The organism is Streptomyces vinaceus (assembly GCF_008704935.1).
Classification (GTDB): domain Bacteria; phylum Actinomycetota; class Actinomycetes; order Streptomycetales; family Streptomycetaceae; genus Streptomyces; species Streptomyces vinaceus.
In genome coordinates this window covers 3587957-3601578 of record NZ_CP023692.1, presented here as the reverse complement: position 1 = coordinate 3601578, position 13622 = coordinate 3587957, and the positions used below count along the sequence as shown (strand labels likewise).

The 13622-nt window shown below is 72.3% G+C and carries 12 protein-coding genes; 9 read left to right on the top strand and 3 right to left on the bottom strand.

What is annotated here, in order from left to right:
- Positions 1 to 119 precede the first annotated feature (119 nt).
- On the top strand, positions 120 to 2705 hold the full coding sequence (clpB, locus tag CP980_RS16070) for an ATP-dependent chaperone ClpB (RefSeq protein ID WP_150528449.1): 2586 nt from the start codon (positions 120 to 122) through the stop codon (positions 2703 to 2705).
- 46 nt (positions 2706 to 2751) lie between these two features.
- Here clpB and CP980_RS16065 read toward each other — a convergent pair whose 3' ends face one another.
- Entirely contained in the window at positions 2752 to 3294 is a 543-nt protein-coding gene (locus CP980_RS16065) for a hypothetical protein (RefSeq protein ID WP_150528448.1), read from the bottom strand.
- Positions 3295 to 3421: 127 nt separating this feature from the next.
- Here CP980_RS16065 and CP980_RS16060 point away from each other — a divergent pair, with 127 nt between their 5' ends.
- Positions 3422 to 3967, top strand: a complete 546-nt coding sequence (locus tag CP980_RS16060) for a YbjN domain-containing protein (RefSeq protein WP_132758333.1) — start codon at positions 3422 to 3424, stop codon at positions 3965 to 3967.
- Between the two features lie 10 nt (positions 3968 to 3977).
- On the opposite strand, the gene CP980_RS16055 is transcribed toward CP980_RS16060, so the two are convergent.
- Entirely contained in the window at positions 3978 to 5126 is a 1149-nt protein-coding gene (locus CP980_RS16055) for a hypothetical protein (protein ID WP_229907391.1), read from the bottom strand.
- Positions 5127 to 5259: 133 nt separating this feature from the next.
- Positions 5260 to 6450, bottom strand: a complete 1191-nt coding sequence (locus CP980_RS16050) for a pyridoxal phosphate-dependent aminotransferase (RefSeq protein ID WP_132758335.1) — start codon at positions 6448 to 6450, stop codon at positions 5260 to 5262.
- A gap of 621 nt (positions 6451 to 7071) precedes the next feature.
- On the opposite strand from CP980_RS16050, the gene CP980_RS16040 reads away from it, so the two are divergent.
- The 7 genes from CP980_RS16040 (at position 7072) to CP980_RS16010 (ending at position 13606) form a co-directional block, all read left to right on the top strand.
- Positions 7072 to 7614, top strand: a complete 543-nt coding sequence (locus CP980_RS16040) for a DUF2617 family protein (RefSeq protein ID WP_132758338.1) — start codon at positions 7072 to 7074, stop codon at positions 7612 to 7614.
- 139 nt (positions 7615 to 7753) lie between these two features.
- Positions 7754 to 9394, top strand: a complete 1641-nt coding sequence (locus tag CP980_RS16035; RefSeq protein WP_150528447.1) for a polyamine aminopropyltransferase — start codon at positions 7754 to 7756, stop codon at positions 9392 to 9394.
- Between the two features lie 98 nt (positions 9395 to 9492).
- Positions 9493 to 10413 (top strand): SRPBCC family protein, encoded by a 921-nt coding sequence (locus CP980_RS16030; RefSeq protein WP_150528446.1) that lies wholly within the window; start codon positions 9493 to 9495, stop codon positions 10411 to 10413.
- A gap of 21 nt (positions 10414 to 10434) precedes the next feature.
- Positions 10435 to 11220 carry an aldose epimerase family protein gene (locus CP980_RS16025; protein WP_132758342.1) on the top strand — a complete coding sequence of 262 codons (786 nt, stop codon included), beginning with the start codon at positions 10435 to 10437 and terminating at the stop codon, positions 11218 to 11220.
- Positions 11221 to 11241: 21 nt separating this feature from the next.
- The gene (gene pyrE / locus CP980_RS16020; RefSeq protein WP_099890343.1) at positions 11242 to 11781 is read left to right on the top strand and encodes an orotate phosphoribosyltransferase; all 540 of its coding nucleotides are present in this window, start codon (positions 11242 to 11244) and stop codon (positions 11779 to 11781) included.
- Between the two features lie 287 nt (positions 11782 to 12068).
- Positions 12069 to 13091 carry a class II fructose-bisphosphate aldolase gene (gene fbaA / locus CP980_RS16015; RefSeq protein WP_030152875.1) on the top strand — a complete coding sequence of 341 codons (1023 nt, stop codon included), beginning with the start codon at positions 12069 to 12071 and terminating at the stop codon, positions 13089 to 13091.
- A gap of 101 nt (positions 13092 to 13192) precedes the next feature.
- Complete coding sequence (locus CP980_RS16010) at positions 13193 to 13606, top strand: DUF3151 domain-containing protein (protein ID WP_099890341.1); 414 nt, start codon at positions 13193 to 13195, stop codon at positions 13604 to 13606.
- Positions 13607 to 13622 lie beyond the last annotated feature (16 nt).

Sequence of the window (13622 nt, the reverse complement as noted above, 5' to 3'; positions counted from 1 at the left end):
GTACGGGAGGGCACCGAATCCGCCCTTGAGTGGAATAGACTCAACTTTGCGGACGCTGCCATACTCAAAGGGCGGGATTCCCGCCCTGTGTCCGACCTGTCTGAGAGGAGAAGTCGCACGTGGATGCCGAGCTGACCAACAAGAGCCGGGACGCCCTCAACGCGGCGACCAGCCGCGCCGTGAAGGACGGCCACGCGGATCTGACCCCGGCGCACCTGCTGCTGGCCCTGCTGGCCGGCGAGGACAACGAGAACATCACCGACCTCCTCGCGGCCACCGAGGCCGACCAGGCGGCGGTCAGGAACGGCGCCGAGCGGCTGCTGGCCGCCCTGCCCAGCGTCACGGGCTCCACGGTCGCGCCCCCGCAGCCCACCCGCGAGCTGCTCGCCGTCCTCGCCGAGGCCGACCAGGAGGCCGGCAAGCTCGGCGACGAGTACCTCTCCACCGAACACCTCCTCATCGCGATCGCCGCCAAGGGCGGCGCGGCCGGTGAGGTCCTTTCCACCCACGGCGCGACGGCGAAGAAGCTGCTGGACGCCTTCGAGAACGCACGAGGAGGACGGCGGGTGACCACCCCCGACCCCGAGGGTCAGTACAAGGCCCTCGAAAAGTTCGGTACGGACTTCACGGCGGCGGCCCGCGAGGGCAAGCTCGACCCGGTCATCGGCCGCGACCAGGAGATCCGGCGCGTCGTCCAGGTCCTGTCGCGCCGTACGAAGAACAACCCGGTGCTCATCGGCGAGCCCGGCGTCGGCAAGACGGCCGTCGTCGAGGGGCTCGCGCAGCGCATCGTCAAGGGCGACGTCCCCGAGTCCCTGAAGAACAAGCGGCTGGTCTCCCTGGACCTGGGCGCGATGGTCGCGGGCGCCAAGTACCGCGGCGAGTTCGAGGAGCGGCTGAAGACGGTCCTGGCGGAGATCAAGTCCAGCGAGGGCCAGATCATCACCTTCATCGACGAGCTGCACACGGTCGTCGGCGCGGGCGCCGGCGGGGACTCCTCGATGGACGCGGGCAACATGCTCAAGCCCATGCTGGCCCGCGGCGAGCTGCGCATGGTCGGCGCGACCACCCTGGACGAGTACCGCGAGCGCATCGAGAAGGACCCGGCGCTGGAGCGGCGCTTCCAGCAGGTGCTGGTCGCCGAGCCGTCCGTCGAGGACACCATCGCGATCCTGCGCGGCCTCAAGGGCCGCTACGAGGCCCACCACAAGGTCGTCATCAACGACAGCGCGCTGGTGGCCGCCGCCACCCTCTCCGACCGCTACATCACCTCCCGCTTCCTGCCCGACAAGGCCATCGACCTGGTCGACGAGGCCGCGTCCCGCCTGCGCATGGAGATCGACTCCTCGCCGCTGGAGATCGACGAGCTGCAGCGCTCGGTCGACCGCCTGCGCATGGAGGAGCTGGCGCTGAAGAACGAGTCCGACCCGGCCTCGATCGAGCGGCTGGAGAAGATCCGCAAGGACCTCGCCGACAAGGAGGAGGACCTGCGGGGCCTGACCGCCCGCTGGGAGAAGGAGAAGCAGTCCCTCAACCGCGTCGGCGAGCTCAAGGAGCGCCTGGACGACCTGCGCGGGCAGGCCGAGCGCGCCCAGCGCGACGGGGACTTCGACACCGCCTCCAAGCTGCTCTACGGGGAGATCCCGACCCTGGAGCGCGAGCTGGCGGAGGCCACCGAGGAGGAGGAAGAAGCCTCCAAGGACACCATGGTCAAGGACGAGGTCGGCCCCGACGACATCGCGGACGTGGTGGGCGCCTGGACCGGCATCCCGGCCGGCCGGCTCCTGGAAGGCGAGACCCAGAAGCTGCTCCGCATGGAGGACGAGCTGGGCCGCCGCCTGATCGGCCAGGGCGAGGCCGTACGGGCCGTGTCGGACGCCGTACGCCGCACCCGGGCCGGTATCGCCGACCCGGACCGCCCGACCGGCTCCTTCCTCTTCCTGGGCCCGACGGGCGTGGGCAAGACGGAGCTCGCCAAGGCCCTCGCCGACTTCCTCTTCGACGACGAGCGGGCGATGGTCCGCATCGACATGTCGGAGTACTCCGAGAAGCACTCCGTGGCCCGCCTGGTCGGCGCCCCTCCCGGCTACGTCGGCTACGAGGAGGGCGGCCAGCTGACCGAGGCCGTCCGGCGCCGCCCGTACTCCGTGGTGCTCCTGGACGAGGTCGAGAAGGCCCATCCCGAGGTCTTCGACATCCTGCTCCAGGTCCTGGACGACGGACGCCTCACGGACGGCCAGGGCCGCACCGTGGACTTCCGCAACACGATCCTGATCCTGACCTCGAACCTGGGCAGCCAGTTCCTGATGGATCCGGCCACCTCCACGGAGGACAAGAAGGCCAGGGTCCTGGATGTGGTCCGGGCCAGCTTCAAGCCGGAGTTCCTCAACCGCCTGGACGACCTGGTGGTCTTCTCCGCGCTGAGCGCGCCGGAGCTGGCGCGGATCGCCGAGCTCCAGATCGCCGGGCTCGCCAGGCGCCTCGCGGAGCGCCGCCTGACCCTGGACGTCACCCCCGAGGCCCTGGCCTGGCTGGCCGACAAGGGCAACGACCCGGCGTACGGCGCCCGCCCGCTGCGCCGCCTCATCCAGACGGCGATCGGCGACCGCCTGGCCAAGGAGATCCTCGCGGGCGAGGTCCGCGACGGCGACACCGTCCGGGTGGACGTGGCCGGCGAGGACCTGATCGTGGGCAAGGCCCTGTAGGCGGGGTCCGGTCCGCGGCCGGCCGGGCCGGCCGCGGACCGGGCTCTCACCCCTCGCGGGCGACGAACCGGATCAGGACGTCGTACCCCACCTGCTGCTCGGCGCTGATCTCCACCCGCTTCGCCCGCCCCGGCAGGGCGTCGGGGTGCTCGACGCTCAGGCACCGGTCCCCGGCCTCCGGGTCGTACCCCGGCCCCGGCTTCGGGCAGAGCGCCGGCCGCTGGGTCCGCCCGTGCTCCCGCGCCTGCGGGAAGGCGGCGGCCAGCCACGCGTCCAGCCCCTCGCGGCGGATCCGGAACGATCCGCTCAGGGTGGTGCCCGGCGCGTCGGTCCGCTCGCACCGCTCCTTCCGGGCCCCCTCCGGAAGACTCCCCCGGGCGTACCACAGGGCCTGCGCGCAGTCGGCCCGCGTGCGGCTCCCGGGCCCCCCGGAGCCGTGAGGGGCGTCGGCCCGGCCCTCCGGGGCCGGCCACAGCCACGCCGCGCCGGCGATGGTGGCGGAAAGGGCCAGCAGCGCGGCCGGCACCGCGACCGCGGGCCGCGCCATCGCGGGCCGCGCCGTGCCGCTGGTTCCGCTGCGTCCCGTCATACGTGCCCCCGGTTCCCCTTATCGGCGGCTTACAGCTGTCCGCCCTGCGCGGATCGTACGTGCGGGGGTGGACAGGGGGTGGGAGCCATGGGGGAGGATGACATCATCCGCACGAAGGGAAATCACGGTGAGCATCGACCCGGCCTCGATTCCGAACTTCGGAGGGCAGCAGCCCGATCCGCAGGCCACAGGACCGGCGGGCCCCGTCGTCCCCGACCAGGATCTGGTCAAGCAGCTGCTGGAGCAGATGGAGCTCAAGTACGTCGTCGACGACGAGGGTGACCTCGCGGCGCCGTGGGAGGAGTTCCGGACGTACTTCATGTTCCGCGGCGAGGAGGAGCAGCAGGTCTTCTCGGTGCGGACCTTCTACGACCGTCCGCACGCGATCGAGGAGAAGCCCGCGCTCCTTGAGTCGATCGACGACTGGAACCGCCGCACCCTGTGGCCGAAGGTCTACAGCCACACGCACGACGACGGCTCCGTCCGCCTGATCGGCGAGGCGCAGATGCTGATCGGCACCGGCGTCAGCCTGGAGCACTTCGTCTCGTCCACGGTCAGCTGGGTCCGTGCCTCCATCGAGTTCGACAAGTGGCTCGTGGAGCAGCTCGGACTGGAGAAGGAGATCGACTCCACCGACGGCGACGGTGACGACAAGGAAGGCGACGACCAGTAGTCGTCCCCGGTCACAGCGGTACGCGGGCGACCAGCAACAGGTACAGCCCGTAGCCGTACGAGAGCCCGGCCAGCCCCGCGGTCACCATGACCGCGGAGCGCGGCCGGGCTCGCGCCATTGCGGCCGCGACCGGCATGAGCAGCGGGAACGCGGGCAGCAGGAAACGCGGCTTCGACTCGAAGTAACCGGCCCCGCCGTAGGTGATCAGCAGCAGGACGGCGGTGTACACGAGCAGCGCCGGGGGCATCCGGTCCAGCAGCAGGAGCACCGCCAGGAATCCGGCGACGGCCAGGAGCGCCACGGTCATGACGGTGGCGAGGGGCACGTGCCCGCCGGTCAGCACCCGCCAGATGCTGTCGGTCGTGTACGAGCCGAAGTCGAAGCGGGAGCCCCAGTGCCGCTGCACGGTGAAGTACCCGGCCGGCTCCCCGGTGCGTATCCCCACGGCGAGGACGTACGCGGCCCAGCCCGCCGGGGCCAGCAGCGCGGCCGCCCACACCTCGGGCGCGCGGGACCTGCGGACGAGCAGCGCGTGCAGCGCCACGGCGCTGACGGCGGCGGCGACGGCGATGCCGGTCGGGCGGGTCAGCCCGGCCAGTACCGCCAGGCCCGCGGCCCACAGCCAGCGCCGGCGCAGCACGGCGTACAGGGCCCAGGCCGCCAGCGCGGCCAGCAGCGGCTCGGTGTACGCGAGGGTCAGCACCACGGAGTGCGGGGTCGCCGCCCACAGCGCCACGAGCAGCACCCCGACGCGCCGTCCGAGCACCAGCTCCCCGACCCGGTAGACGCCGACGGCGGCGACCGCGGCGGCGGTCCACGCCACCAGCAGACCGGCCCAGGGCGTGCCTCCGGCCATCCGTACGAGCAGCGGGTAGAGGGGGAAGAAGGCGTAGTCGCTCTGGATCAGCCCGGTCCCGGCCCACATCTGGGTGCGGCCGTAGCCGTGCACGGCGAGGCCGAGGTACCAGACGGAGTCCCAGGAGTACCCGAGCACCCGCACGGGGCTCCGCCCGGCCCACCACGCCCCCACGGCGAGCACCGCCGCCCCGCCGATCCGGACGGCGGCGAACACCCCGAGGGCGACGAGGGGCGCGGGCACCCTGCCGGTCCGGAGTTCCTGCGGCCGTACGGAAACCGACGCACTGCCCGTCGCCGTCATGAACCCCGTCTTTCCCGCGCTGCGTGTGGACGCCCGTCCGGACGAGGAGGGCCTCGGGCACCCTAAAGCTCAGCGCGTTCCGGCGGGTGTGAATCCCCTCGGAACCTCCGGTGAACTCGGACCACCGGCGGCGTCAGAGCCGCCGCAGCCGGGCCGCGGCCTCTTCGAGGACCTCGGTCTTCTTGCAGAAGGCCCAGCGGACCTGGGTGGCGCCCGCGGCCCGGTCGTCGTAGAAGACCTGGTTGGGGATGGCGACGACCCCGCAGCGCTCGGGGAGGGCGCGGCAGAACGCGAGCCCGTCCTTCTCGCCGAGCGGGGTGATGTCCGTGGTGATGAAGTACGTGCCCCGGGGGCGGAAGACCTCGAAGCCCGCCGCCGCGAGGCCGTCGGCGAGGATGCCGCGCTTGGCGGCGAGGTCGGCGCGGAAGCCCTCGTAGTAGTCGTCGGGCAGCCGCAGGGCCTCGGCGATGGCGTACTGGAAGGGACCCGAGGAGACGTACGTCAGGAACTGCTTCGCGGAGCGGACCGCCGAGACGAGCTCGGGCGGGGCGGTGACCCAGCCGACCTTCCAGCCCGTGAAGGAGAAGGTCTTCCCGCTGCTGGAGATGGTGACCGTGCGCTCGCGCATGCCGGGCAGGGAGGCGAGCGGCAGGTGCGCGCCCTCGAAGACGAGGTGCTCGTAGACCTCGTCGGTGACGACGAGCAGGTCGCGGTCGACCGCGAGTTCCGCGATCGCCGTGAGCTCGGCCGGGGTCAGGACGGTGCCCGTCGGGTTGTGCGGGGTGTTCAGCAGGAGCAGGCGCGTGCGCGGGGTGACGGCGGCGCGCAGTTCGTCGAGGTCGAGGGCGAACGCGCCGGCGTGGGGGCGCAGGGTGACCGGGACGCGGGTGGCGCCGGCCATCGCGATGCAGGCCGCGTACGAGTCGTAGTACGGCTCCAGGGCGATGACCTCGTCGCCCGGTTCGAGCAGGGCGAGCAGGGAGGCGGCGATGGCCTCCGTCGCGCCGGCGGTGACCAGGACCTCCGTGTCGGGGTCGTACGGGAGCCCGTAGAACCGCTGCTGGTGCTCGGCGATCGCCGAGCGCAGCTCCGGGATGCCGGGGCCCGGCGGGTACTGGTTGCCCAGGCCCGTCAGGACGGCGCGGGAGGCGGCTTCGGCGATCTCGGCGGGGCCGTCCGTGTCGGGGAAGCCCTGGCCGAGGTTGATCGACCCGGTGCGGGCGGCCAGGGCCGACATCTCCGCGAAGATCGTCGTGCCGAAGGAGGCCAGGCGGCGGTTCAGGAGGGGGCGGGTGCCGCCCACGGGTGCGCTCATGGGCGCCATCCTGGGGGGAACCTCTGGACTTGCTCAAGTGTGCTTTGGCCGAGGTGGCCCGCGGGCATCTCCCCCTCACACCCGGGGGACCGGGCGCTGAACGGGGGTTGGGCTCATGTCTGTCGTCGGTTGGATTTTCGCCGCGCTGGTCGTGGTGTTGTTCGTGGGGCTGGTCCGGAAGGTGGTCCGGGCGTGGACCGGCGCCGATTCGGGCTCCGGATCCGGCTCCGGTTCGGGTTCCGGGTCCTCGTGGTGGGCAGGCGGGGGCGATTCCTCCGGCGGGTGCGGGGGCGGCGGCTCCTCCTGCGGTTCCTCCTCGTCCTGTGGCGGATCCTCGTCCTCCTGCGGCGGCGGAGGCTGCGGTTCCAGCTGACCCGGGGCGGCTGTCGTCAGGCGCGCGTGACGGACGGGGTTGAACACGTGAACTGTGTAGCCCCCGGGGGGATGTAAACCCAATCAAGTTGGGTAAAAACGCTGTGAGTGCCGTGCCTTTCATGATTCCCTCGGTTGAGTAGACCAGTCCTCGGACCTCCCTGGACTTCCTGTGGACCCGTGCCGGTGTCCCCCCACCCGTTGACCACCGCTGGCGGGCCCCGGCCCCTCTCCCTCGCGCGTTTGCGGAGCCGACTCATGCTCACGACCCTCCAGACCACCTACACCGACACGCGTGCCGCCGATCTGGCCTGGGCCCTGGGTCGTGACCGGCTGCCCGCCCTGGCCGTACTGAATCTCGAACTGGCGGGTGCGAAGCTGGAGTTGCGCCTCCTGGGCGCCTCCCACCAGGTGCTCCTGGAGGAGGGCGGGGTGCTCTGCTCGGAGACGGTCGCCTGTATGCCCGGCAGCCGTACGCCGCTGCCGCTCGGGGTGGCCAAGCGGATGGGTGACTGGGAGTACGAGTTCGCCGCGCGGGTGGAGAACCTGTCGCAGGGCTCCTTCGCGGGGCGGGCCCAGGAGCTGCTGGCGCTGGTCGCGGATCACCCGAACGGATTGGCCGGAACCTTTCCCGGCAGCCCGTACGCCTTCACCGCCATGCTCGCGCAGCGCCACGAGGGGCAGGTGCGCTGGCGGACCTGGCACGCGTACCCGCAGGAAGGCCAGTTGGTGGCCACTCGTACGAGGGTCGGCGTGCGGACGGGCGCACCCACCGGAGCCCTGGAGTCCGCCGCACGGTAGCGCGGGAGCGGGCCGGTCCTTCCGGGGCGCGGACGCCGTGGGCGTCCCCACACGGTTACGCCGACCGGCTGGAACGGTGAGCCACTTGCACCCATGTGGGTGACGGGATGTGAGTGTGTGGTGACGTACGGTTCGCTGCATGATCGACCGTTCCGTCCCGCGCCGGGTGCTCCCGGCTCCGGAGCCGGGGGGCGTGGCGACCCTCCCGGCCGCCCTGCCCGTACGGCCCCGGACCGGCCGACTCCTCGTCCTGGCCACCGTGTTCGTCTGCGCCGCCTGCGGTCTCGTGTACGAGCTGGAGCTGCTCGCCCTCGGCTCCTACCTCATCGGCGACTCCGTCACGCAGGCGTCCGTCGTGCTGTCCGTCATGGTCTTCGCGATGGGAGTCGGCTCCCTGCTGGCCAAACGGTTGCGCAGACGGCCCGCCTTCGGATTCGCCGCCATCGAGGCGGGCCTCGCGCTGCTGGGCGGGCTCTCCGCGATGGCGCTGTACGCCAGCTTCGCCTGGCTCGGCGAATCGCGGCCCGCGCTCGTGGCCTTCTCCTTCGCGATCGGCGTGCTCATCGGCGCCGAGATCCCGCTGCTGATGGTCCTCATCCAGCGCATCCGCAGACAGGACGCGGGCGGCGCGGTCGCCGACCTGTTCGCCGCCGACTACGTGGGAGCCCTCGTCGGCGGGCTCGCCTTCCCGTTCCTGCTGCTGCCGCTGCTGGGCCAGCTGACCGGCGCCATGCTGACCGGCACCGTCAACGCGGTCGTCGGCGCGGGCCTGGTCCTGTGGCTCTTCCGCCGCGACCTGAGCCGCCGCTCCCGCTGGCTGCTGATCGGCGCGCACCTCACCGTGCTCGCCGTCCTCGCCTGCGCGACCGTCCTCGCCGCCGACTTCGAACGGGTCGCCCGCCGCGCCGTCTACGGCGGCGAGGTCCGCGTCGCCCGGCAGACCGGGGTCCAGGAACTCGTCCTGACCGGTCCTGCCACCGGCTCCCCGCGCTCCCTCGACCTGTTCCTCGACGGCCGGCTGCGGGTCAGCGGCTACGACGAGTACCGCTACCACGAGGCCCTCGTGCACCCCGCGATGACCGGCCCGCACGCCCGGGTCCTGGTCCTCGGAGGCGGCGACGGGCTCGCCGCCCGCGAGGTGCTGCGCTACCGCGACGTCACCTCCGTCACCGTCGTCGAGCTCGACCCCGGCGTGGTCCGGCTCGCCCGCACCGACCCGATGCTGTCCGCGCTCAACGGCCGGGCGTACGAGGACCCGCGCCTCGTGGTCGTCACGCAGGACGCCTTCCGCTGGCTGCGCGGGCCCGCCGCCCGGGAGCGGTACGACGTCATCGTCTCCGACCTCCCCGACCCGGGCATCACCCCCAGCACGAAGCTGTACTCGCAGGAGTTCTACGGGCTCGCCGCGCGGGCCCTGAGCCCCGGCGGGCGCCTGGCCGTGCATGCGGGACCGCTGGCCACGCGCCCCCGTACGTACTGGACGGTCGAGGCCACCCTGCGCGCGGCCGGCCTGCGCACCGCGCCCTACAGCGCGGGCGGCCGGCTCTCCGGCTTCGCCGCCGGCCCCGACCGCACCCCCGGCACCTCCGACGCGCCGGCGCAGGACTGGGGCTTCGTCCTGGCCGGCCGGGAGCGGATCCCCGAGCTGCGCGTCGACCCGGACGCGTCGTGGCCGCGCTCGCTGTCCACGCAGTCCCTGCACGACGCCGCGCGCGATGCGGAGCGGACCCGGGTGGCGGGCCTGCCGCCGTCGACGCTGCCGCACCCGAGGTATTCGTAAACACTGACGATTCACGAGCACCGACGATTCACAAGCACCGGCCATTCGTGAGCGCCGGACCGGGTACGAAGGGGCCTCCCCTCGGTAGGCTCGACCACATGGAGCATCAGGTGTTCGTTCCGGTACCGGCAGACGACCTCCGCGCCGTGCTGCGCGATCCCGCCCGGGTGGCCCGCTGCGTACCCGGTCTCCAGCAGGACGCCGACGCGGCGTCCGGGCCCGTGTCGGGCCGCCTCAAACTCCGGGTCGGCGGGCACACCGTCACCTACCGCGGCGCCCTGACCGTCGCCGAGCGGGATCGAGGCCGCTTCACCGTGACCGGCGAGGGCACGGAGATCCGGGGCAGCGGCGCCGTCAAGCTGGCCCTCGGACTGCTGCTGACCCCGGCCGGCGACGGGACCCGGCTGGAGTTCACCGCCGAGGGCAGCGCCGACGGGCGCGCCGCCGCCTTCCCGCCGGAGGCCACCGCCGCCGCCGTGCGCCGGCTCCTGGACCGGGCCGCCGAGCAGCTCGTGGCGCTGGCCGTCGCGGCGGGGGAGCCGGTGACCGACGTCATCGCGGAGGCGGAGGAGGCCGAGGAAGCCGCGGAGGCCGAGGCCGGTCGGGACGGTCGGGACGGTCGGGACGGTCAGGACGGGGAGGACGACGGGGTCACCGACGAGGTGACGGCGTCCGTCTTCGACACGGAGGTGCCGCCCCCGTCCCTGGAGCCCTTCATGGACGGGGACTTCGAGGGCCTCCCCGAGCTCGACCGGATCGGGGAGATCGGCGACATCGGGGACGTCGACGAGTTCGCCGCCGCCGCACAGCCTCCCGCCGAGGCGGCCCACGCCCGCCGTACCATGATCGGCCGCAGCGCGGAGGAGGTCGACCACGCGCCCCCGCGCGGCCGGTACGCCCCGGTCCCGGCCCCCACGTCCTCCGGCGCCGGCGCGAGCCTGCGCTGGATCGCCCCGGCCGCCGCCCTCGCGCTGGCCTCGGCGGTCGTCGTCGGCCGAGCCCTGCGCCGCCGCCGCTGACCCGTCGTTAGAGTCGGGCACATGAGTACGCAACTGAGCGCGGGCGGCGCCGAGGTGACCGTCGACCAGGAGAACGGCTGCCGGATCAGCAGCCTGCGCATCGACGGCACGGAGCTGCTGCGCCAGGGGGAGCACTTCGGCGCCTTCCCCATGGTGCCGTGGTGCGGGCGGACCGCGAACGGGCGGTTCCGGGACGGCGGCGTCCTCCACCAGCTCCCGCTCAACCACCCCCCGCACGCCATCCACGGCTTCGGCCGCGATCACCCGTGGCGCAAGGTCCGCCACGGTGACGGCGACGCGGCGTTCGTCCACGACCTCACCGACCCGTGGCCCTGGGCCGGGCGGGTCACGCAGACGGTCGAGCTGACCGCCGAGAGCCTGACGCTCTCCATGGGCGTCGAGACGTACGGCGACTCCTTCCCGGCCCAGGCCGGCTGGCACCCCTGGTTCCGCCGCAACCTCGGTACGGGCGAGGACGCCCGGCTCGACTTCCAGGCCGAGTGGCAGGAGGAGCGGGACGCCGACCACATCCCCACCGGGCACCGCGTCGAGCCGAAGCCCGGCCCCTGGGACGACTGCTTCGGCATGCCGAACGGTGTGGACGTCACCCTCACCTGGCCCGGCGTGCTGGAGCTCACGGTCCGCAGCCGCGAGGAGTGGGTGGTCATCTACGACGAGCAGCCCGAAGCCATCTGCGTGGAGCCCCAGTCCGGTCCGCCGAACGGCCTGAACAGCCTCCCGCGCCTGGTCACGCCGGTCGACCCGCTGGAGATCTCCACGACGTGGACCTGGCGCCGGCTCGCGTAGCGCGCAATTAAGCTCGGGGTCATGACTGACGTACGTGATGCGCTTCTGCAGCAGATCAAGGACAAGGCCGTCGTGCACGGCAAGGTGATCCTCTCCTCCGGCAAGGAGGCCGACTACTACATCGACCTCCGCCGCATCACCCTGGACGGCGAGGCCGCCCCGATGGTCGGTCAGGTCATGCTCGACCTCACCGCGGACCTGGAGTTCGACTGCGTCGGCGGTCTGACGCTGGGCGCCGACCCGGTCGCGACCTCGATGCTCCACGCCTCCGCCGCCCGCGGCGGCCGCCTCGACGCGTTCGTCGTCCGCAAGGCGCAGAAGGCCCACGGCATGCAGCGCCGTATCGAGGGCACCGACGTGAAGGGCAAGCGCTGCCTGGTGGTCGAGGACACCTCGACCACCGGCGGCTCCCCGCTGACCGCCGTCGAGGCCGTCCGCGAGGCCGGCGGCGAGGTCGTCGCCGTCGCCACGATCGTGGACCGCGGCGCCGCGGACGCCATCGCCGAGGCGGGCCTGCCGTACCTCACCGGCTACCGGCTGGCCGATCTCGACCTGGGCTGATCCCGCAGCCGGACGATCGTGCGCCGGGGCCGATCCCGCCCGGTCGTATTTGATCTTGTTCGGTCTCGCATGCTGACCCCCGGAGAACTGGTGACTTAGGTCCCCGGCACTCCTGGCACAGGTCCTGACCTGCTCTTTCCCGGCCGGGCGGAATGTTTCACGTGAAACGGTCCACCCGGCACGGGTGGAGTGTCGCGCTGAGTCTGGAAAGATGAGCCCGACGGTTACGTCGCCCCCAGGTCAGGGCCAGCAATCGCACACTCCCCGCACATCCAAGGAGCGGACAGATGCCCATCGCAACCCCCGAGGTCTACAACGAGATGCTCGACCGGGCGAAGGCAGGCAAGTTTGCCTACCCGGCGATCAACGTGACCTCGACCCAGACCCTGCACGCTGCACTGCGCGGCTTCGCGGAGGCCGAGAGCGACGGCATCATCCAGATCTCCACCGGTGGTGCGGAGTTCCTGGGTGGCCAGTACAAGAAGGACATGGTCACCGGCGCCGTCGCCCTGGCCGAGTTCGCGCACATCGTCGCCGCGAAGTACGACGTCACCGTCGCGCTGCACACGGACCACTGCCCCAAGGACAAGCTGGACGGCTACGTCCGCCCCCTCCTTGAGGTCTCCGCCGAGCGCGTGGCCCGTGGTCTGAACCCGCTCTTCCAGTCGCACATGTGGGACGGCTCCGCCGAGACCCTGGCCGACAACCTGGCCATCGGCCAGGAGCTGCTCGCCAAGGCCGCCGCCGCGAAGATCATCCTTGAGGTCGAGATCACCCCGACCGGCGGCGAGGAGGACGGCGTCACCCACGAGATCAACGACGAGCTGTACACGACCGTCGACGACGCGATCCGTACCGCCGAGGCCCTGGGCCTGGGCGAGAAGGGCCGCTACCTGCTGGCCGCCTCCTTCGGCAACGTGCACGGCGTCTACAAGCCGGGCAACGTCGTCCTGCGTCCCGAGCTGCTGAAGGACCTTCAGCAGGGCGTCGGCGAGAAGTACGGCAAGACCAGCCCGTTCGACTTCGTCTTCCACGGCGGCTCCGGCTCCTCCGAGCAGGAGATCGCCACCGCGCTGGAGAACGGCGTCGTGAAGATGAACCTCGACACCGACACCCAGTACGCCTTCACCCGCCCGGTCGCGGACCACATGTTCCGCAACTACGACGGTGTCCTGAAGGTCGACGGCGAGGTCGGCAAGAAGTCGACCTACGACCCGCGCACCTGGGGCAAGCTCGCCGAGGCGAGCATGGCCAAGCGCGTCACCGAGGCGTGCGCGAACCTGCGTTCGACGGGCACGAAGCTGAAGTAGCACCCGCCACCCCGTGCGAACCGAAGGGCCCGGTACGCCGTCTCGCGACGGCGGACCGGGCCCTTCGACGTGAGGGGAGCCCGATACCCCAGACTTGGGGCATGTCCATTCACCAGAACCTGCTCGGGGGCCCCGCCCCCACCCACCTCCCCGACGAGCCCGGCCGCGAGGCCATCGCCGCGGGTACCCCCGCCGTCGAGGTGGCCGCCGCGCACCCGACCTCCTCCCTCGCCTGGGCGGTCCTCGCCGACGAGGCGTTCGACGCCGGCCGCACCGTCGAGTCGTACGCGTACGCCCGTACGGGCTATCACCGCGGTCTCGACGCCCTGCGTCGCGCGGGCTGGAAGGGCCACGGCCCGGTGCCGTGGGAGCACGAGCCGAACCGCGGCTTCCTGCGCGCCCTGTACGCCCTCTCCCGCGCGGCCGGGGCGATCGGCGAGAAGGAGGAGTACGAGCGCTGCTCGACCTTCCTGCGCGACTCCTCCGAGACGGCCGCCGACGTGCTCGGCGCCTGAGCCATCCGGACGGCCG